Source organism: Pseudomonas sp. AC112, assembly GCF_979253545.1.
In genome coordinates, this window is the sequence record NZ_CEEDCM010000001.1 from 3624923 (window position 1) to 3644078 (window position 19156).

Below are 19156 nucleotides of genomic sequence, written 5' to 3' on the forward strand. Positions count from 1 at the left end.
CCGTCCCCTGCTTTAATGTACGGTGACGAGGCAGGCCTCCACCGAATTTCGAATTACGAGAAGTGAAACCACTACCATGATGCGCAGCCACTATTGCGGCCAACTGAACGAGACCCTGGAAGGTCAGGAAATCACCCTTTGCGGATGGGTTCACCGTCGCCGCGACCACGGCGGGGTGATCTTCCTCGATATCCGTGATCGTGATGGTCTGGCCCAGGTGGTGTTCGACCCGGATCGCGCCGAGAGCTTCGCCGCCGCCGACCGCGTGCGCAGCGAATACGTCGTGAAGATCACCGGCAAGGTGCGCCTGCGTCCGGCCGGTGCCGTGAACAAGAACATGGCGTCCGGCGGCATTGAAGTGCTGGGCTATGAACTGGAAGTGCTGAACGAATCGGAAACCCCGCCGTTCCCGCTCAACGAATACTCCGACGTCGGCGAAGAAACCCGCCTGCGTTATCGCTTCCTGGACCTGCGTCGTCCGGAGATGGCCGAGAAGCTGCGCCTGCGCTCGCGCATGACCACCAGTATCCGCCGCTTCCTCGACGAAAACGGCTTCCTGGACGTCGAGACCCCGATCCTGACCCGGGCCACCCCGGAAGGCGCGCGTGACTACCTGGTGCCGAGCCGTACCCACGCCGGTTCGTTCTTCGCCCTGCCGCAATCGCCACAACTGTTCAAGCAGTTGCTGATGGTGGCTGGCTTCGACCGCTACTACCAGATCGCCAAGTGCTTCCGTGACGAAGACCTGCGCGCCGACCGCCAGCCGGAATTCACCCAGATCGACATCGAGACCAGCTTCCTCGATGAAAAAGAGATCATGGGCCTGACCGAGCAGATGATCCGCAACCTGTTCAAGGAAGTGCTGGACCTGGAATTCGGCGATTTCCCGCACATGACCTTCGAAGAAGCCATGCGCCGCTACGGTTCCGACAAGCCAGACCTGCGTAACCCGCTGGAACTGGTGGACGTGGCCGACCAGCTCAAGGAAGTCGACTTCAAGGTGTTCAGCGGCCCAGCCAACGACCCGAAATGCCGCATTGCCGCCCTGCGCGTGCCTGGCGGCGCGAGCATGCCGCGCAAGCAGATCGACGACTACACCAAGTTCGTCGGCATCTACGGTGCCAAGGGCCTGGCGTACATCAAGGTCAACGAGCGCGCCAACGGTGTTGACGGCCTGCAATCGCCGATCGTGAAGAACATTCCGCTGGACAACCTGAACGCGATCCTCGACCGCGTCGGTGCAGTCGACGGCGATATCGTGTTCTTCGGCGCCGACAAGGCCAAGATCGTCAGCGAAGCCTTGGGCGCGCTGCGGATCAAGCTGGGTCACGACCTGAACCTGCTGACCTGCGAATGGGCCCCGATGTGGGTCGTTGACTTCCCGATGTTCGAAGAGAACGACGACGGCAGCTTCAGCGCCTTGCATCACCCGTTCACCGCGCCGAAGTGCTCGCCGGCCGAGCTGGAAGCCAACCCTGCAGGCGCCCTGTCCCGCGCCTACGACATGGTGCTCAACGGCACCGAGCTGGGTGGCGGTTCGATCCGTATCCATCGCAAAGAGATGCAGCAAGCGGTCTTCCGCCTGTTGGGCATCAACGAAGCGGAACAGGAAGAGAAATTCGGCTTCCTGCTCGATGCCCTGAAATACGGTGCGCCGCCGCACGGTGGCCTGGCATTCGGCCTGGACCGCCTGGTAATGCTGATGACCGGCGCCCAGTCGATCCGTGAAGTGATCGCCTTCCCGAAAACCCAGAGTGCTGCGGACGTCATGACCCAGGCTCCAGGTGTAGTGGATGCCAAGGCATTGCGCGAGTTGCACATCCGCCTGCGCGAGACGCCGAAGGCTGAGTAAGGCTGCTGCGTGAAATTGCACTGAGGTTTACGCAGTCTAAAAAGGCGCATCTTCGGATGCGCCTTTGCGTTACAAGGGCTGTGATTTAAAGAGAGAAGTCCTGCCCAGCGGGATTGACAAGGTTTCTACAGAATTTCGGAGTTGTGTTATGGCTGGCCATTCCAAGTGGGCGAACATCAAGCACCGCAAAGAGCGTCAGGATGCCAAGAAAGGCAAGATTTTCACCAAGTGGATCCGCGAGTTGACCGTCGCTGCCCGCCAGGGCGGTGGCGACCCGGGCTCTAACCCGCGCCTGCGCCTGGCGCTGGACAAGGCGCTTGGCGCCAACATGAGCCGCGACATCATCGACCGTGCCGTGGCCCGTGGCGCCGGTGCTGCCGATACCGACGATATGGTCGAGCTGAGCTATGAAGGCTACGGCCCGGGCGGCGTGGCAGTGATGGTCGAGTGCATGACCGACAACCGCAATCGCACCGCGGCGGCTGTGCGCCATGCGTTCAGCAAGTGCGGCGGCAACCTGGGTACCGATGGTTCGGTGGCCTACCTGTTCGAGCGCAAGGGACAGATCTCCTTCGCGCCGGGCACCGATGAAGACGCGCTGATGGAAGCGGCGATGGAGGCGGATGCCGACGACGTGGTGACCAACGAAGATGGCTCCATCGATGTGTTCACTTCGTTTGCCAGTTTCTACGCCGTGCGCAACGCGCTGGAAGCCGCTGGCTTCAAGGGCACCGATGCAGAAATCGTGATGCTGCCGACCACCAGTGCCGAGCTGGACCTGGACGGAGCGCAGAAAGTGTTGAAGATGCTGGACATGCTCGAAGACCTGGATGATGTGCAGAACGTGTATTCCAACGCCGACATCCCGGAATCTGTAGCCGAACAACTGACTTAAGTACGACAGAGATCCAATGTGGGAGCTGGCTTGCCTGCGAAGGCATCACCGCGGTGCAACTAACACACCGAGGTGCCTGCGTCGCAGGCAAGCCAGCTCCCACAGGGTTCTAAGCTGTTACACAAATGTGTGCCTGGCACGCACCGCTGTAAACCCAACCCGCAGGCGTTATGACTTTAATCCTAGGTATCGACCCCGGTTCGCGCATCACCGGTTTTGGCGTGGTGCAACAGACCCCGCGCGGCTGTGTCTATGTCGCGTCGGGCTGCATCCGCACCGGTGCGGGCGAGTTGGCCGAGCGCCTGCAGATCGTCTATCGCGGCGTGCGTGAAGTGATCCAGACCTACGGGCCGGTCACCATGGGCATCGAAAAAGTGTTCATGGCCAAGAACGCCGACTCAGCCCTCAAGCTCGGCCAGGCCCGTGGCGCCGCCATCGTTGCGGGCGCCGAGGAGGGCATGGAGATCGCCGAATACACCGCCACCCAGGTCAAACAGGCCGTGGTCGGTACCGGCGCGGCGAACAAAGAGCAGGTGCAGATGATGGTCATGCACATGCTCAAGCTCACGTCAAAACCGCAGATCGACGCCTCTGACGCCCTGGCTATCGCCATTTGCCATGCGCACACTCGCTCAAGCTTGCTGCCTCATGGCCTGGGCACGGCACGCAGTCGTGGCGGGCGCCTGCGTCTCTGATAGCATCAGCGCAATCGTTTTCCGGTCGGGCCGTGCTCTGACCCCAAGCTTTAAGGATCTGAACCGTGATTGGACGCTTGCGCGGCACCCTGGCTGAGAAACAGCCGCCGCACCTGATTCTGGATGTAAATGGGTTGGGGTATGAGCTGGAAGTGCCCATGACCACCCTGTATCGCTTGCCGTCGGTCGGTGAGCCGATAACGCTGCACACACATTTGGTGGTGCGCGAAGACGCGCAACTACTCTATGGTTTCATTGGCAAGCGCGACCGCGACTTCTTCCGCGAGCTGATCCGCCTCAATGGGGTCGGCCCGAAACTGGCCCTGGCCCTGATGTCGAGCCTGGAAGTGGATGAGCTGGTGCGTGCCGTCTCGGCCCAGGACACCTCGGCGCTGACCAAGGTGCCGGGCGTCGGCAAGAAGACCGCCGAGCGCCTGTTGGTGGAGCTCAAGGACCGCTTCAAGGCCTGGGAAGTCGTGCCGAGCATGTTTGCCCTGGTGCCGAACCAGCCGGACATGCCGGCTGGCCAGGTCGCCAGTGCCGAAAGCGATGCGGTCAGCGCGCTGATTTCCCTGGGCTACAAGCCGCAGGAAGCCAGCAAGGCCGTATCGGCCATCAAGGACAAGAACCTGAGCAGTGAAGACATGATCCGCCGCGCCCTGAAGGGAATGATTTAAGTGATTGAAGCTGATCGTCTGATTGCAGCCACCGGTCCGCGCGACCGTGAAGAGGTCCAGGACCGCGCCATCCGCCCCCTGAGCCTGGCCGAATACATCGGCCAGCCCACCGTGCGCGAGCAGATGGAGTTGTTCATCCAGGCTGCGCGCGGGCGCAGTGAGTCCCTGGACCACACGCTGATCTTCGGGCCGCCTGGGTTGGGCAAGACCACCCTGGCCAACATCATCGCCCAGGAAATGGGCGTATCGATCAAGTCCACCTCCGGCCCGGTGCTGGAGCGTCCGGGGGATCTGGCGGCGTTGCTGACCAACCTCGAGCCCCATGACGTGCTGTTTATCGACGAGATCCACCGGCTCTCGCCGATCGTCGAGGAAGTGTTGTACCCGGCAATGGAGGACTTCCAGCTCGACATCATGATCGGCGAAGGCCCGGCGGCCCGCTCGATCAAGCTCGATCTTCCGCCTTTCACCCTGGTGGGGGCCACCACCCGCGCCGGTATGTTGACCAACCCGTTGCGAGACCGTTTCGGCATTGTTCAACGTCTAGAGTTCTATAGCACGGCGGACCTGGCGACCATCGTCAGTCGTTCGGCGAGCATTCTCGGTTTGCCGCTGGACCCGGAAGGCGCGTTTGAAATCGCCCGCCGGGCCCGTGGTACGCCTCGGATCGCCAACCGTCTGCTGCGCCGCGTGCGCGATTTTGCCGAAGTTCGGGCCAAAGGGCATATCACCAAGGCCGTGGCCGACCTGGCGTTGAACCTGCTGGATGTGGACGAGCACGGCTTCGATCACCAGGATCGACGTCTACTCTTGACCATGATCGAGAAGTTCGACGGTGGCCCGGTGGGTGTCGATAGCCTGGCGGCGGCCATCAGTGAGGAGCGCCACACCATTGAGGATGTGCTGGAGCCGTACCTGATCCAGCAGGGCTACATCATGCGCACGCCACGGGGGCGGGTGGTGACGCGCCACGCCTATCTGCACTTCGGGTTAAACATTCCGTCACGATTGGGCGAGATGCCTGTAGTAGACGAATTCCTCGATGCAGTGGACGATTAAAAGCTTCACGCCAGACGATTTATCCGAGGTTTGTGCTGTCCTAGTGGCTGGTGTCGTCATTCAGTCACTCGAAATGTTTCGATGGATTAAAAAACAGTTGCCCAGCCGGATTGGCAACCTGAGGAGTAAGCACTAGAGTATGCGCGCGCAAAACGGGGATCAGTCGTTCGCACATCGCTGTCGCGTTTATTACGAGGACACCGATGCGGGCGGCATCGTGTATTACGTCAACTACCTCAAGTTCATGGAGCGGGCTCGAACCGAGCGGCTACGGGAGCTGGGCTTTGCCCAATCCCAGCTGGCAGGGGAGGACCTGTTATTCGTCGTGCATTCCAGCGAGGCGCGCTATCACGCGCCGGCGCGGCTGGACGACGAACTGTTGGTCAGCGCTGAAGTAATCGAATTGAACCGTGTCAGCCTGCGTTTCAAGCAGCAGGTCAGGCGGGCAACGGATGCAACGCTGCTCTGTGAGGGGCAGTTTCTGGTGGCCTGTGTGCGCACCAATAGTTTGAAACCCCGGGCCATTCCCGAAGCTCTACGTGCGGCCTTTGCCGACGTAAGCGGCGCGGGTAAACAATCAAAGCAGGAGATTTAGCGTGGAACCTACCGTCGTCGACCATTCCTCCATGTGGAGCCTGGTCAGCAATGCCAGTGTTGTGGTTCAACTGGTCATGCTGACCCTGGTAGCCGCATCGGTTACCTCTTGGGTCATGATTTTTCAGCGCAGCAACCTGCTGCGCGCCGGTCGACGTGCCCTGGAGAGCTTTGAAGAGCGCTTCTGGTCGGGTATCGACCTGTCCAAGCTGTACCGCCAGGCCGGCAGCAACCCGGACCCGGATTCGGGCGTCGAGCAGATCTTCCGCGCCGGCTTCAAGGAATTCTCCCGTCTGCGCCAGCAGCCAGGCGTTGACCCGGAAGCGGTCATGGAAGGCGTGGCCCGTGCCATGCGCGTGGCCATTTCCCGCGAAGAAGAGAAGCTTGAGCAAAGCTTGCCGTTCCTCGCCACCGTTGGTTCCGTGAGCCCGTACATCGGTCTGTTCGGTACTGTGTGGGGGATCATGAACTCCTTCCGTGGCCTGGCCCAGGCGCAGCAAGCGACCCTGGCCACCGTAGCCCCGGGTATCGCCGAAGCCCTGATCGCCACCGCGATTGGCCTGTTCGCTGCTATCCCCGCAGTAATTGCCTACAACCGTTTTGCCGCCCGCGGCGAAAACCTGATTGGCCGTTACTACACCTTCGCCGATGAATTCCAGGCGATCCTGCACCGTAAAGTGCACACCAGCGAAGAATAAGCAGGTACCTCCCGATGGCTTTAATCACTCGAGCTCGAACCAAGCGCAAGCCGGTCGCCGAGATGAACGTAGTGCCTTACATCGACGTGATGCTGGTGCTGCTGGTTATCTTCATGGTGACCGCGCCGATGCTCAACCAGGGTGTGAAGGTTGACCTGCCCAAGGTTTCCAGCGAAGCCTTGCCCCAGGACAACAACACCCAGGTGCTGACCATTTCGATCAAGTCCGACAAGACCTATTACTGGAACCTTGGCAGCGAAGTCGACACTCAGAAGCAGCAGGACAAGGCCCTGACCTTGCCGGCGATGACCGACGCGGTGACCAAGATCATTCGCTCTGGCAACGAAGGCGGCAAGCACACCCAGGTCTTCATCCGCGGTGACAAGGCGGTCGACTACGGCTCCGTCATGGGCGCCATGGGCGGGCTGCAGAAGGCCGGCGTGGGTAACGTTGGCTTGATTACCGAGGCGCCCTGATGCAGCAACAGCGAGAGCCGTCCGCCTCGGAAAGCTACTTCTGGCCTAGCGTCTGGGCAATTGCCCTGCACGTCCTGGTGTTTGGCATGCTGTTCGTCAGCTTTGCCATGACCCCGGACCTGCCGCCAGCCAAGCCGATCGTGCAGGCGACCCTGTATCAGCTGAAATCGAAAAGTCAGGCCACCACCCAGACCAATCAGAAGATTGCGGGTGAGGCCCAGAAGTCGGCTGCGCGCCAGACTGAAGTCGAGCAGATGGAACAGAAGAAGGTCGAGCAGGAAGCGGTGAAGGCTGCTGCGGAACAAAAGAAAGAAGAGGCGGCTCAAAAGGCCGAGGAATCGAAAAAGGCTGACGAAGCCAAGAAGGCTGACGAGGCGAAAAAGGCTGATGAAGCCAAGAAAGCCGAGAAAGCTGCCGAAGCGAAAAAGGCCGAAGAGAAACAATTGGCTGATATAGCCAAGAAGAAGTCTGAAGAAGAAGCCAAAAAAGCGGCTGAAGAAGAGGCCAAGAAAAAGGCCGCTGAAGACGCCAAGAAGAAAATAGTCGAAGACGCGAAGAAAAAAGCCGCCGAAGACGCCAAGAAAAAAGCTGAAGCAGACGAGGCGAAGAAAAAAGTCGCCGACGACGCGAAGAAGAAAGCTGCCGCCGACGCCCAGAAGAAAAAGGCCCAGGAAGCAGCGCGTAAATCCGCCGAAGAGAAAAAGGCCCAGGCCTTGGCAGATTTGCTCTCCGACACGCCGCAGCGTCAGCAAGCCTTGGCCGATGAGCGTGGTGATGAAGTCGCGGGCAGTTTCGATGACCTGATTCGAGCGCGGGCAGCAGAAGGCTGGACACGTCCACCTTCGGCGCGCAAAGGCATGACAGTAGTGCTGCAGATCGGCATGTTGCCGGACGGTACGGTGACTTCGGTCAGCGTGTCCAAGTCCAGTGGTGACGGTTCGTTCGACAGTTCGGCGGTTGCCGCGGTCAAGAACATTGGCCGGTTGACCGAGATGCAGGGAATGAAACCAAGCGACTTCGCTCCCTATCGTTCATTCAAGATGACATTCACACCTGAGGATCTAGCCTTGTGAGAAACCTTCTTCGAGGAATGCTTGTCGTTATTTGCTGTATGGCAGGGATAGCGGCGGCGGATGAAAAGAACATCCTGGTTACCAGCGGTAGCGATCGGGCCACCCCGATCGCCGTAGTACCGTTCGGCTGGCAGGGCGGCAGCGTGCTGCCGGACGACATGGCCCAGATCGTCAGCGACGACCTGCGCAACTCCGGTTACTACGCACCGATTCCGAAAGGCAACATGATCAGCCAGCCAAACCAGGCCAGCGAAGTCGTGTTCCGTGACTGGAAGGCGGTGGGCGCGCAGTACCTGATGGTCGGCAATATCACGCCGGCCGGCGGTCGTCTGCAAATCACCTACACCTTGTTCAACGTGGCGACTGAGCAGCAGGTCTTGACCGGCAGCGTCTCGGGCACTGCCGAGCAGATTCGCGACATGGCCCACTACATCTCGGACCAGTCGTTTGAAAAACTCACCGGTATCAAGGGTGCTTTCTCGACGCGTCTGCTGTACGTAACGGCTGAACGCTTCTCCGTAGACAACACTCGTTACACTTTGCAGCGCTCGGACTACGACGGTGCACGGGCTGTGACTTTGCTGCAATCCCGTGAGCCAATCCTGTCTCCGCGTTTTGCGCCGGATGGCAAGCGTATTGCCTACGTGTCTTTCGAACAGAAGCGTCCGCGTATCTTCGTCCAGCACATCGATACTGGCCGTCGTGAGCAGATCACCAACTTCGAAGGCCTCAATGGCGCACCGGCCTGGTCGCCGGACGGTTCGCGCCTGGCGTTCGTGCTCTCGAAGGATGGCAACCCGGACATCTACGTGATGAACATGGCTTCGCGCCAGATCACTCGCGCAACCAGCGGCCCGGGCATCAACACCGAACCGTTCTGGGGCAAGGATGGTTCGACCATCTACTTCACCTCTGACCGAGGCGGCAAGCCACAGGTCTACAAGGCGAACGTGAATGGTGGTGGGGCAGAGCGTGTTACTTTTATCGGTAACTACAACGCCAACCCTAAGCTTTCGGCCGATGAAAAGACGTTGGTGATGATTCACCGTCAGGATGGTTTCACTAATTTCCGGGTTGCGGCCCAGGATTTGCAGCGCGGAACCGTAAAAATCCTCACAGATACCAACCTTGATGAGTCAGCCACTGTTGCGCCCAACGGCACCATGGTAATCTACGCCACCCGCCAGCAGGGCCGGGGAGTCTTGATGCTCGTGTCCATAAATGGACGCGTAAGGCTCCCACTTCCTACCGCACAAGGCGAAGTCAGAGAACCATCCTGGTCCCCTTACCTGAACTGACGCGGCGCTACAAAAAGAAGTACTTAACACACTGGGGTTCATTAGGAGTTTCACGATGGAAATGCTGAAGTTTGGTAAGTTTGCTGCTCTGGCTCTGGCTCTGTCCGTAGCCGTTGGTTGCTCGTCTAAAGGCGGCGACAATGCCGGTGAAGGCGCAGCTGTTGATCCAAACGCTGGTTACGGCGCTAACACTGGTGCGGTTGACGGCTCCCTGAGCGAAGAAGCTGCTCTGCGCGCTATCACCACTTTCTACTTCGAATACGACAGTTCGGACCTGAAACCAGAAGCCATGCGCGCTCTGGACGTTCACGCGAAGGACCTGAAAGCTAACGGCGCTCGCGTTGTTCTGGAAGGTAACACCGACGAACGTGGTACTCGTGAGTACAACATGGCACTGGGCGAGCGTCGTGCGAAAGCCGTTCAGCGCTACCTGGTACTGCAAGGTGTTGCTCCAGGCCAACTGGAACTGGTTTCCTACGGTAAAGAGCGTCCAGTTGCTACTGGCCACGACGAGCAGTCCTGGGCTCAAAACCGTCGCGTCGAACTGCGTAAGTAATTCGTCATGCGAACGTGCCGTCGTGCTCTAACTGTATTGGCTCTCAGCCTCGCACCGCTTGCGGTGTGGGCTGCGGTTCCTGTGGAAGATAGCAACTCTGGCTATAACAATAGCGGGAGCAGTTATCCGCCAGCGGGTTATGGCACGAACGGCGCCTATGCGGGGGGAGCGGCTACGTCCGCTCCCTCGGCACAGGGCGAACTGTTCAACCAGCTGCAACGCATGCAGGATCAATTGGCGCAGCAACAAGGCACCATTGAAGTACTGCAGAATCAAGTGAACCAGCTGAAGCAAGAAGGCCTGGAGCGTTACCAGGATCTTGATCGACGCATTGGAGCCGGCGTTCAACCTGCCGCAACTCCTGATAATTCTTCTGCCGGTGGCGCGCCAAGCGCTGCTGCCGGTGGTGCAGCAGCAGGGGCCGCTGCCAGCCAAGCCCCTGCCGCGAGCAGCGAACCGGGTGATCCGGCGAAGGAGAAGCTGTATTACGATGCAGCCTTCGACCTGATCAAAGCCAAGGATTTCGATAAGGCCAGCCAGGCATTTACCGCATTCCTGCGCAAATACCCGAACAGCCAGTATGCGGGCAACGCCCAATACTGGTTGGGTGAAGTCAACCTGGCGAAGGGTGATCTACAGGGCGCGGGCCAGGCATTTGCCAAGGTCAGCCAGCTGTACCCCAAGCACGCCAAGGTGCCGGATTCGCTGTATAAACTCGCTGACGTAGAACGCCGCCTGGGTCATACCGACAAGGTCAAAGGCATTCTGCAGCAGGTGGTGGCCCAGTATCCTGGGACTTCCGCTGCCCAGTTGGCCCAGCGGGACCTGCAACGCTTGTAAGCAATGCCGCCCGTTTAGAAGAAACCCGCGCCTGGCGCGGGTTTTTTCGTTAGAATCCACGCCCTTTTATGAAACACGCTTTTTGGGGTCTACGCGTTGGCGGGGTCCCTCGAAGTGCCTGACGGAGGCGGACAGCCTGTTTAGCTGTTACGCCCGTGGCGACTATGCAAGACACATTACGTATTACCGAAGTTTTTTACTCGTTGCAGGGTGAAACGCGGACGGCTGGCCTGCCCACAGTATTTGTGCGCCTGACCGGTTGCCCTTTGCGTTGCCAATACTGTGACAGCGCCTACGCCTTCAGTGGCGGCACGGTGCGCACCCTCGATGACATTCTGGAGCAGGTCGCCGGCTATAAGCCGCGCTACGTCTGTGTGACCGGCGGCGAGCCGTTGGCCCAGCCCAATGCCATCCCGTTGCTCAAGCAGCTGTGTGATGCCGGCTACGAGGTTTCCCTGGAGACCAGTGGCGCCCTGGACATCTCAGCGGTCGATCCCCGTGTCAGCCGCGTGGTCGACCTCAAGACCCCCGACTCCAAGGAAGCGCACCGCAATCGCTACGAGAACATCGAGCTGCTGACGGCCAATGACCAGGTCAAGTTTGTTATCTGTTCGCGCGATGACTACGACTGGGCGAATTCCAAGCTGATTCAATACGGGTTGGACCGTCGCGCGGGTGAAGTGCTGTTTTCACCCAGCCACCATGACTTGAATGCCCGTGACCTCGCCGATTGGGTGGTCGCGGACAACCTACCGGTGCGCCTGCAACTGCAGCTGCATAAATACCTTTGGAACGACGAGCCAGGACGCTGATATGACTGAACACACCACGGATCAAAAACGCGCGGTAATCCTGCTGTCTGGCGGTCTCGACTCCGCCACGGTGGTTGCCATGGCGCAAGCGCAAGGCTATAGCTGCTACACCATGAGCTTCGACTACGGCCAGCGTCACCGCGCCGAACTGAACGCGGCTGCCCGTGTCGCCCGTGACATGGGGGTGGTCGAACACAAGGTGATCGGCCTGAACCTCAACGGTATTGGCGGCTCCGCCCTGACCGACAGCAGCATCGATGTGCCGGAAACCCCCGGCGAAGGCATCCCGGTGACTTACGTGCCTGCGCGTAACACCGTGTTCCTGTCCCTCGCCCTTGGCTGGGCAGAAGTGCTCAACGCCCGCGATATCTTTATCGGCGTCAACGCGGTGGATTATTCCGGCTACCCGGACTGCCGCCCGGAGTTTGTCGAGTCGTTCGAGCGCATGGCCAACCTGGCGACAAAGGCCGGTGTAGAAGGGCAGGGCTTCCGTATCCTGGCGCCGCTGCAAAACCTCAGCAAGGCCGATATCGTGAAGGCGGGCATAGGACTTGGCGTCGATTATTCGCTGACTGTTTCCTGCTATCAGGCAGACGATGACGGCCGTGCTTGTGGGAAATGCGACAGCTGCCGACTGCGTGCAGAAGGCTTCCAAGCCGCCGGAATTACTGACCCAACGCGTTATTTCTGATTTATTTCAAATAAGGTGTTGAATAATCCTTAGAAATCAGTATTATACGCGCCACCACACAGCGGGTCGTTAGCTCAGTTGGTAGAGCAGTTGGCTTTTAACCAATTGGTCGTAGGTTCGAATCCCACACGACCCACCATTTTTGGCGGTTTAGAAAATCCGGAAGGCCCACGCAAGTGAGGATTTCCGGGTTTTTTTTTGCCTGTTGGAATACAGAGAAAGCCCCAGGCATACGAAGTGCCTGGGGTTTTTTGTATCCGAGCCATTGTCAGGCTCTGTTCAAAACCAATGGGTCATGATCAGGCTTCAAGGTCATTATTGGGGATGAAAAACAGCTAAAGTCTTTGAATTTCCTAGGATTGTCCGACAATCACCCGCATGAAAAACTCTTCATAAACCACTCGCTCGAACGTTGGTAGCTTCCTCGTCGCTGCCCCACAATTCGAGTCCTAATAATGAATAACAAAACTCTTAAAGGCGCCTTGGCGCTCGCCGTTTCCCTTGCCTCAACCCAACTGCTTGCCGGTGGTTTCGCGCTCAATGAACAAAGCATCAGTTCAATGGGCACGGGCTACGCGGGTCGCTCCTCCTCGGCCGAAGACGCCAGTACAGTGTTCGGCAACCCCGCCGGCATGTCGCGCCTGAAGCAGAATGAAGTCAGCCTCGGCGCGACTTACCTCGATGCCAAAACCAACATCAAGGACGCCAGCTCCTCGCAGTTCGGTGCCAACAACCCAGGCACCAACAAGGGCGACATGGTGCCCGGCATTGCCGTGCCAATGGGCTACCTGGTCACGCCCATCGATGAACACTGGGCGTTCGGCCTGGGCATCTACGCGCCGTTCGGCTTGGTGACCGACTATGAGCACAGCTTCCAGGGCAATGGCTTTGGCAACAAGAGCAAGGTGTCGGTCATTACCGTGCAGCCCACCGTCAGCTACGCGTTCAACGACAAGATTTCGGTAGGCTTTGGCCCGACCTTCAACCGCATCAGCGGCGAGCTGGATTCCAATGTGCCACTGGGTGGCGGCGCTGGCGAAAGCGTGAAAGTCAAAGGTGATGACAACGCCACCGGGTTCAACGCCGGTATCCTCGTGCAACCCCTCGACAGCACGCGCATTGGCGTGACCTACCACTCGCAGGTGGTGTATCACCTCAGCGGCAAGACCCATGCGTCCGGCTTGATTTCCGATGCATTCGACGGCGGGCCGCAGAAGTATGACGCCAGCCTGGACGTGACCACGCCTTCGTCCGTGGATTTCTCGGTCACCCATCAATTGAATGACGATTGGACCCTTTACCTCGGCAGCACCTACACGCGTTGGAGCCAGTTGAAGAAGATCACCATCAACAACGACGGTGTCTCCGACCTCACCGCTCAATTCGGCGGCCTGGGCTCGATCACCGAGCAACAGCACTGGCATGACACCTGGTCCCACGCCATCGGCGCGGCGTACCGGGTCAACAAAGAGCTGGTGCTGCGCACCGGTTTCTCGGTGGATCAGACGCCGACCAACAACACCGACCGCTCCGTGCGGATTCCTACGGGTGACCGCACGGTGTTCAGCCTGGGCGCGGGCTGGACGCCCGTCGACAACCTGACCTTCGACGTGGCGTATTCCTACCTCAAGGAAGAACCGATCAAGGTGCGACAGAACCTGTCCCAGGTTGGCCTGACCTACGATGCCAAATATGAAAACAGCGCCAATGGCTTTGGTGGGTCGGTGACTTACCGCTTCTGATCTCTGCGAAACAGCAAAGAGCCTGTTGTAAAAAAGGGAAACGCTAGCCCTGGCGTTTCCCTTTTTTTTGCCCGACAGATACGCCGGTGAATTCCAGATTTGGCTTTTGAAACCCTTGGATATTCTGTAGCCTTGCGCAGCTTCACTTTAACCCGTGCTTGATGAACACAATCACTTCGTCCGGCGGCGCCCGAAGGGCTCCAGAGCCGGTGGTACACTCGACTTTCGCGCAACTGCGCCTGCAGGTCTTGCGAACATGACGCAAATTTCCGAACGCCTTCTGGTTCAAGCCCATCTCGACGCCAAGCAGCCCAAGGCTCTCAGCGCTGACGAAGAGGCGAGCTTGCGTACCGCCATCGCCGCCGAGCTCAAGGCTCAGGACGCGGTGCTGGTTGCCCACTTTTATTGTGACCCGGTAATCCAGGCCCTGGCCGAAGAAACCGGTGGCTGTGTCTCCGATTCCCTGGAAATGGCGCGCTTCGGCGCCGCCCACCCGGCCAAGACCGTGCTGGTCGCTGGCGTGCGTTTCATGGGCGAGACCGCCAAGATCCTCACCCCCGAAAAACGCATCCTCATGCCGACCCTGGAAGCCACGTGCTCCCTGGACCTGGGTTGCCCGGTCGATGAGTTTTCGGCGTTCTGCGACCAGCATCCCGAGCGCACCGTGGTGGTCTACGCCAACACGTCCGCGGCGGTCAAAGCCCGGGCGGATTGGGTGGTGACTTCCAGTTGTGCATTGGAAATCGTCGAAAGCCTGATGGACAACGGCGAGACGATCATCTGGGGGCCGGACAAGCACCTGGGCACCTACATCCAGCGCCAGACCGGTGCCGATATGCTGCTGTGGGACGGTGCCTGCATCGTCCACGAAGAGTTCAAGTCCAAGCAGTTGGAGGACATGAAGGCGCTGTACCCGGATGCCGCCATCCTGGTGCACCCTGAGTCGCCGACGGCAGTGATCGAACTGGCGGACGCCGTGGGTTCGACCAGCCAGCTGATTGCCGCTGCCCAGCGCCTGCCGAACAAGACCTTCATCGTCGCCACCGACCGTGGCATCTTCTACAAGATGCAGCAGCTGTGCCCGGACAAGGTCTTCGTCGAGGCGCCTACTGCCGGCAACGGCGCCGCGTGCCGCAGTTGTGCACATTGCCCGTGGATGGCGATGAACACCCTGGAGCGCACGCTGCAGTGCCTGCGTGAGGGCAGCAACGAGATCTTCGTCGAGCCGTCCGTGATCCCCCACGCGGTGCGCCCGCTCAAGCGCATGCTGGATTTCACCCAGGCTGCCCGCCTCAAGCTCGCCGGCAACGCCTAACCTTGTAGGAGCCGGCTTGCCGGCAATGGCGTCCTTAAGATCGCCATCGCCGGCAAGCCGGCTCCTACAAAGCGGTTACTTTTTCTGTTTGGGGATACGAACCAGCTGGCTGTCGGAATAGATGTCATGCCAGCTGCGTTTGCGCTTATCAAACAGCGACCAGATAAACCCCAGCCCCACGCACAACCACGACGCAATCGACACCACAAAGCGCAACAGCGCCTGCCACAGGCTGATGCGCGTGCCGTCAGCGTTCTGTACGCGCACGCCCCACACCTGCATGCCCAGGGTCTGCCCGGAATGGGTCCAGAACTTGGCGAAGAAACCAAACAGTACAAACAATAGGATCGTCGACAGCAACGGATCGCCGTCCAGCGCGCCGGATTCGGTGAGGGTGCGCATCTTCGCCTCGCCGACAAACGCGATCCAGATCAGCTTGTAGATAAACGCCGTGACGATCAGCAGGGCAGTGCACAACAGGAAGTCATAGAACATCGCTGCCAGGCGACGGCCCAGGCCAACGGCGGGGAACTCGCCTTGGGGGCTCAGCAGGGGTTTTGACATGGCAGGGCTCTCTTGTTAAAAAGCCATTTTACGAGCAAACGCACATAAAAAAGCCCCTGATGTCACCATCAGGGGCTTTTTGTCGCAGGAGGGATCAGCCTTCTGCTTGTACTTCGTCAGCCTGCATGCCTTTTTGGCCTTGCACAGCAACGAACGTCACTTTCTGGCCTTCTTTCAGGCTCTTGAAGCCGTTGCCCTGAATAGCGCGGAAATGCACGAACAGATCCGGACCGCTTTCTGGAGTGATAAAACCAAACCCTTTCTCGTCGTTAAACCACTTGACGGTACCGCTCTGACGTTCAGCCATTTTCTTATTTCCTTGACGCTAAAAATTAATGACAGCCCCTTTCGCATGAAAGAGTACTGGGCTGGGTTGCAGGAAAGTAAGAGACGTCGAACGGGTTGTAGCGCAACTACTTCAGCTACTGCCCAGGTCCAGGTTCCAAGCGACCCATGCAAACACAGTGGGCAAACTCTACGCCAACTAATAGAGAAAAAACAAGCCCTGCCAAAAGCCCAGCGTTTGCTGGGGCTTATGACACTTGGGTGACTGTTGTGGATCCCCACTTATTCGATAGAGTTGATCACTTGTTATAGGTTGGCCCTTATAAGGAAGACTATCGGCAGTGCACTGTTTTATGGCGGTTGCGTTACAGATTAGTGCACGTTAACGCAACCGCGTTACTTATAGAAACATCCACTCAGCCGCGGAAGTAACGTTGCGGTACAAATGGCATTTTACTTACACGAAGTGGCACCTTTTTCCCACGCACCAGCGCAGAGACTTCGGTGTCCAGTGCGATAAATGCACTGTCCAGGTAACCCATTGCCAGCGGGCCGCCCAATGTCGGGCCGAAACCACCGCTGCACACACTGCCGATCACGGTGCCGTCTGCGTCGACGATCTCCGCGCCTTCACGCACCGGCGTGCGCTCCTGTGGCAACAGGCCTACGCGTTTGCGGCTCACACCGGCTTGCTGCTGGGTGAAGATCTTGTCTGCACCTGGGAAGCCGCCAGCGCGCGCGCCGTCGGCGCGGCGGGCCTTGGAGATTGCCCACAGCAGGCTGGCTTCGATCGGTGTGGTGTCGGTGTTCATGTCGTGGCCGTACAGGCACAGGCCGGCTTCCAGGCGCAGCGAATCGCGGGCGCCCAGGCCGATGGCCTGCACTTCGGTCTCGGCCAGCAGGCTGCGGGCCAGGCTTTCGGCGTTGGCGGCGGGCACGGAGATTTCAAAGCCGTCCTCACCGGTGTAGCCCGAACGGCTGACGTAGCAGTCCACGCCCAGCAAGCGCAGGGAAGCGAACTGCATAAAGGTCATCTTGGTGACTTCCGGCGCCAGTCGCGCCAGCACCTTGACCGCCGCCGGACCCTGCAGGGCCAGCAGGGCGCGCTCTTCGAACAACGGCTCGATGGTGCACTGGTCGCCGATATGCTGACGCAGGTGCGCGAGGTCCTGGTCCTTGCAAGCGGCGTTGACCACCAGGAACAGCTCGTCGTTGCCCAGGTTCGCCACCATCAGGTCGTCGAGAATGCCACCCTGGTCATTGGTGAACATCGCATAGCGCTGCATGCCGACCGGCAGGTCGATGATGTCGACCGGCACCAAGGTCTCCAGGGCCTTGGCGGCGTTTGCGCCCGTCAGGCGGATCTGGCCCATGTGGGACACGTCGAACAGCCCGGCCTGATCACGGGTGTGCAGGTGTTCTTTCATCACGCCCAGTGGGTATTGCACCGGCATGTCGTAGCCGGCGAAGGGCACCATGCGTGCGCCCAGTTCGATGTGCAGGGCGTGCAATGGAGTTTTCAACAGGGTTTCGGTGGACATATTCAGCTCCTGAAAAACGTGCTGGCGCGCCGTTGGGCGTCAGCACTCGATAATGTTGACCGCCAAACCGCCACGGGCGGTTTCCTTGTATTTGCTTTTCATGTCGGCGCCGGTCTGGCGCATGGTGCGGATGACCTTGTCCAGCGAGACGAAGTGCTGCCCGTCACCACGCAACGCCATGCGCACCGCATTGATAGCCTTGACCGAGCCCATGGCGTTGCGCTCGATACAGGGCACCTGCACCAGCCCGCCAATCGGGTCGCAGGTCAGGCCGAGGTTGTGTTCCATGCCGATTTCGGCGGCGTTTTCCACTTGGGAAACACTGCCGCCCAACACTTCGCACAGCGCGCCGGCGGCCATGGAGCAGGCCACGCCGACTTCACCCTGGCAGCCGACTTCGGCACCGGAGATCGACGCGTTTTCCTTGTACAAAATGCCGATGGCGGCGGCGGTGAGCAGGAAGCGCACCACGCCGTCTTCATTCGCACCCGGGATAAAGCGCATGTAGTAATGCAGCACCGCCGGCACGATCCCGGCGGCCCCGTTGGTCGGCGCCGTGACCACGCGCCCGCCGTTGGCGTTTTCCTCGTTGACCGCCAGGGCGTAGAGGTTGACCCAATCCAGCACCGACAGAGGATCGCGCAGCGCCGACTCCGGGTGTTTGCACAACTGGCGATGCAGGGCCGCGGCGCGACGCTTGACCTTCAAGCCGCCGGGCAGAATCCCTTCGTTGCGACAGCCGGCGTCCACACAGTCCTGCATCACTTGCCAGATTTTCAGCAGCCCGGCGCGGGTTTCCGCCTCCGGGCGCCAGGCGCTCTCGTTGGTCAGCATCACCTGGCTGATGGACAGCCCGTAGGTGGTGCAGTGGCCGAGGAGGTCTTTGGCATGCTTGAAGGGGAAGGTCAGCGGTGTGGCGTCCTCGACAATCCTGTCGGCGCCGGCGGCGTCTTCATCCACCACAAATCCACCACCGACCGAGTAGTACTCGCGGCTGCGGATCTGGATATTGGCGGCGTCGAAGGCACGGAAAATCATGCCATTGGGATGGTAGGCGAGGGGTTTGCGAATCATCGCCAGGTGTTCTTTCTCGTTGAACGCAATGCTGTGTTCACCGAGCAGATTCAGGCGGCCGTCCTTGCGCATCTGCGCCAGGCGGGTGGCCACGGTTTCGGTATTCACGGTGTCCGGGTGTTCGCCTTCCAGCCCAAGCAGCACGGCCTTGTCACTGCCGTGGCCTTTGCCGGTGGCGCCGAGCGAGCCATAGAGTTCCACCTTGATGCTGGTGGTGGTGCCCAGCAGGTTGTCGCGCTTGAGGCCCTCGACGAATCGGGCGGCGGCGCGCATCGGGCCGACGGTGTGGGAACTGGAGGGGCCGATGCCAATCTTGAACAGGTCGAACACGCTTAAAGACATGGTTGTTCTCCGGTTTCTTATTATTGGGCACGCATTCACGGGTGCACCCGATCTTGTAGGAGCCGGCTTGCCGGCGA

At 59.6% G+C, this 19156-nt stretch carries 20 protein-coding genes and 1 tRNA gene; 17 read left to right on the top strand and 4 right to left on the bottom strand.

From position 1 onward, the window contains the following. The first annotated feature begins 76 nt into the window (after positions 1 to 76). The 17 genes from aspS to nadA all read left to right on the top strand — a co-directional run bounded on the left by aspS (position 77) and on the right by nadA (position 15273). Positions 77 to 1852, top strand: coding sequence for an aspartate--tRNA ligase (gene aspS, locus AC0IYN_RS16710; RefSeq protein ID WP_021491234.1), 1776 nt, complete (start codon positions 77 to 79; stop codon positions 1850 to 1852). 148 nt (positions 1853 to 2000) lie between these two features. After that, on the top strand, positions 2001 to 2747 hold the full coding sequence (locus AC0IYN_RS16715) for a YebC/PmpR family DNA-binding transcriptional regulator (protein WP_406598826.1): 747 nt from the start codon (positions 2001 to 2003) through the stop codon (positions 2745 to 2747). A 170-nt stretch (positions 2748 to 2917) separates the two neighbouring features. Next, entirely contained in the window at positions 2918 to 3442 is a 525-nt protein-coding gene (gene ruvC / locus AC0IYN_RS16720; RefSeq protein ID WP_016975450.1) for a crossover junction endodeoxyribonuclease RuvC, read from the top strand. Positions 3443 to 3507: 65 nt separating this feature from the next. After that, positions 3508 to 4119, top strand: a complete 612-nt coding sequence (gene ruvA / locus AC0IYN_RS16725) for a Holliday junction branch migration protein RuvA (protein WP_003175802.1) — start codon at positions 3508 to 3510, stop codon at positions 4117 to 4119. Further along, positions 4120 to 5178, top strand: a complete 1059-nt coding sequence (gene ruvB, locus AC0IYN_RS16730; protein WP_003193867.1) for a Holliday junction branch migration DNA helicase RuvB — start codon at positions 4120 to 4122, stop codon at positions 5176 to 5178. Between the two features lie 139 nt (positions 5179 to 5317). Beyond that, complete coding sequence (gene ybgC / locus AC0IYN_RS16735; RefSeq protein ID WP_015885610.1) at positions 5318 to 5773, top strand: tol-pal system-associated acyl-CoA thioesterase; 456 nt, start codon at positions 5318 to 5320, stop codon at positions 5771 to 5773. A 1-nt stretch (position 5774) separates the two neighbouring features. Then, positions 5775 to 6470 (top strand): protein TolQ, encoded by a 696-nt coding sequence (gene tolQ / locus AC0IYN_RS16740; RefSeq protein ID WP_010208111.1) that lies wholly within the window; start codon positions 5775 to 5777, stop codon positions 6468 to 6470. Positions 6471 to 6493: 23 nt separating this feature from the next. After that, positions 6494 to 6946, top strand: coding sequence for a protein TolR (gene tolR, locus AC0IYN_RS16745; protein ID WP_161634127.1), 453 nt, complete (start codon positions 6494 to 6496; stop codon positions 6944 to 6946). Next, positions 6946 to 8019 (top strand): cell envelope integrity protein TolA, encoded by a 1074-nt coding sequence (gene tolA, locus AC0IYN_RS16750; protein WP_016975448.1) that lies wholly within the window; start codon positions 6946 to 6948, stop codon positions 8017 to 8019. Before tolR ends, tolA begins: the two co-directional genes overlap by 1 nt. 17 nt (positions 8020 to 8036) lie before the next feature. Next, on the top strand, positions 8037 to 9317 hold the full coding sequence (gene tolB, locus AC0IYN_RS16755; protein WP_033898484.1) for a Tol-Pal system beta propeller repeat protein TolB: 1281 nt from the start codon (positions 8037 to 8039) through the stop codon (positions 9315 to 9317). 55 nt (positions 9318 to 9372) lie between these two features. After that, positions 9373 to 9873, top strand: coding sequence for a peptidoglycan-associated lipoprotein Pal (pal, locus tag AC0IYN_RS16760; protein WP_003209827.1), 501 nt, complete (start codon positions 9373 to 9375; stop codon positions 9871 to 9873). A 6-nt stretch (positions 9874 to 9879) separates the two neighbouring features. Then, positions 9880 to 10713, top strand: a complete 834-nt coding sequence (gene ybgF / locus AC0IYN_RS16765; protein WP_016975447.1) for a tol-pal system protein YbgF — start codon at positions 9880 to 9882, stop codon at positions 10711 to 10713. Between the two features lie 164 nt (positions 10714 to 10877). After that, positions 10878 to 11525, top strand: coding sequence for a 7-carboxy-7-deazaguanine synthase QueE (gene queE, locus AC0IYN_RS16770; RefSeq protein ID WP_010208116.1), 648 nt, complete (start codon positions 10878 to 10880; stop codon positions 11523 to 11525). Position 11526: 1 nt separating this feature from the next. Next, a complete protein-coding gene (queC, locus tag AC0IYN_RS16775; protein ID WP_406598825.1) occupies positions 11527 to 12216 on the top strand; it encodes a 7-cyano-7-deazaguanine synthase QueC in 690 nt (229 codons plus the stop codon). A 63-nt stretch (positions 12217 to 12279) separates the two neighbouring features. Then, positions 12280 to 12355: transfer RNA gene (locus AC0IYN_RS16780), tRNA-Lys, on the top strand. A 316-nt stretch (positions 12356 to 12671) separates the two neighbouring features. Then, entirely contained in the window at positions 12672 to 13958 is a 1287-nt protein-coding gene (locus AC0IYN_RS16785) for an OmpP1/FadL family transporter (protein WP_078050007.1), read from the top strand. Positions 13959 to 14214: 256 nt separating this feature from the next. Then, positions 14215 to 15273 carry a quinolinate synthase NadA gene (gene nadA / locus AC0IYN_RS16790; RefSeq protein WP_100492226.1) on the top strand — a complete coding sequence of 353 codons (1059 nt, stop codon included), beginning with the start codon at positions 14215 to 14217 and terminating at the stop codon, positions 15271 to 15273. 75 nt (positions 15274 to 15348) lie between these two features. Here the strand turns inward: nadA and AC0IYN_RS16795 are convergent, their stop codons facing one another. From AC0IYN_RS16795 to AC0IYN_RS16810, 4 genes are all read right to left on the bottom strand, one after another. Then, complete coding sequence (locus tag AC0IYN_RS16795) at positions 15349 to 15837, bottom strand: RDD family protein (protein WP_457240542.1); 489 nt, start codon at positions 15835 to 15837, stop codon at positions 15349 to 15351. Between the two features lie 94 nt (positions 15838 to 15931). Then, the gene (locus AC0IYN_RS16800; protein WP_003365337.1) at positions 15932 to 16144 is read right to left on the bottom strand and encodes a cold-shock protein; all 213 of its coding nucleotides are present in this window, start codon (positions 16142 to 16144) and stop codon (positions 15932 to 15934) included. 394 nt (positions 16145 to 16538) lie between these two features. Beyond that, positions 16539 to 17663 carry a glycine cleavage system aminomethyltransferase GcvT gene (gene gcvT, locus AC0IYN_RS16805; RefSeq protein ID WP_457268039.1) on the bottom strand — a complete coding sequence of 375 codons (1125 nt, stop codon included), beginning with the start codon at positions 17661 to 17663 and terminating at the stop codon, positions 16539 to 16541. 39 nt (positions 17664 to 17702) lie between these two features. Further along, positions 17703 to 19079: an L-serine ammonia-lyase gene (locus AC0IYN_RS16810; protein WP_099494287.1), complete on the bottom strand. Its 1377-nt coding sequence runs from the start codon at positions 19077 to 19079 to the stop codon at positions 17703 to 17705. Between the last annotated feature and the right edge of the window lie 77 nt (positions 19080 to 19156).

Coding starts and splice junctions, on each gene's coding strand:
- tolA (WP_016975448.1), top strand. CDS start 6,946: ATGCAGCAACAGCGAGAGCCGTCCGCCTCGGAAAGCTACTTCTGGCCT.
- AC0IYN_RS16795 (WP_457240542.1), bottom strand. CDS start 15,837: ATGTCAAAACCCCTGCTGAGCCCCCAAGGCGAGTTCCCCGCCGTTGGC.
- ybgF (WP_016975447.1), top strand. CDS start 9,880: ATGCGAACGTGCCGTCGTGCTCTAACTGTATTGGCTCTCAGCCTCGCA.
- tolB (WP_033898484.1), top strand. CDS start 8,037: ATGCTTGTCGTTATTTGCTGTATGGCAGGGATAGCGGCGGCGGATGAA.
- nadA (WP_100492226.1), top strand. CDS start 14,215: ATGACGCAAATTTCCGAACGCCTTCTGGTTCAAGCCCATCTCGACGCC.
- AC0IYN_RS16715 (WP_406598826.1), top strand. CDS start 2,001: ATGGCTGGCCATTCCAAGTGGGCGAACATCAAGCACCGCAAAGAGCGT.
- AC0IYN_RS16810 (WP_099494287.1), bottom strand. CDS start 19,079: ATGTCTTTAAGCGTGTTCGACCTGTTCAAGATTGGCATCGGCCCCTCC.
- gcvT (WP_457268039.1), bottom strand. CDS start 17,663: ATGTCCACCGAAACCCTGTTGAAAACTCCATTGCACGCCCTGCACATC.
- queC (WP_406598825.1), top strand. CDS start 11,527: ATGACTGAACACACCACGGATCAAAAACGCGCGGTAATCCTGCTGTCT.
- ruvC (WP_016975450.1), top strand. CDS start 2,918: ATGACTTTAATCCTAGGTATCGACCCCGGTTCGCGCATCACCGGTTTT.
- ybgC (WP_015885610.1), top strand. CDS start 5,318: ATGCGCGCGCAAAACGGGGATCAGTCGTTCGCACATCGCTGTCGCGTT.
- AC0IYN_RS16800 (WP_003365337.1), bottom strand. CDS start 16,144: ATGGCTGAACGTCAGAGCGGTACCGTCAAGTGGTTTAACGACGAGAAA.
- AC0IYN_RS16785 (WP_078050007.1), top strand. CDS start 12,672: ATGAATAACAAAACTCTTAAAGGCGCCTTGGCGCTCGCCGTTTCCCTT.
- pal (WP_003209827.1), top strand. CDS start 9,373: ATGGAAATGCTGAAGTTTGGTAAGTTTGCTGCTCTGGCTCTGGCTCTG.
- aspS (WP_021491234.1), top strand. CDS start 77: ATGATGCGCAGCCACTATTGCGGCCAACTGAACGAGACCCTGGAAGGT.
- queE (WP_010208116.1), top strand. CDS start 10,878: ATGCAAGACACATTACGTATTACCGAAGTTTTTTACTCGTTGCAGGGT.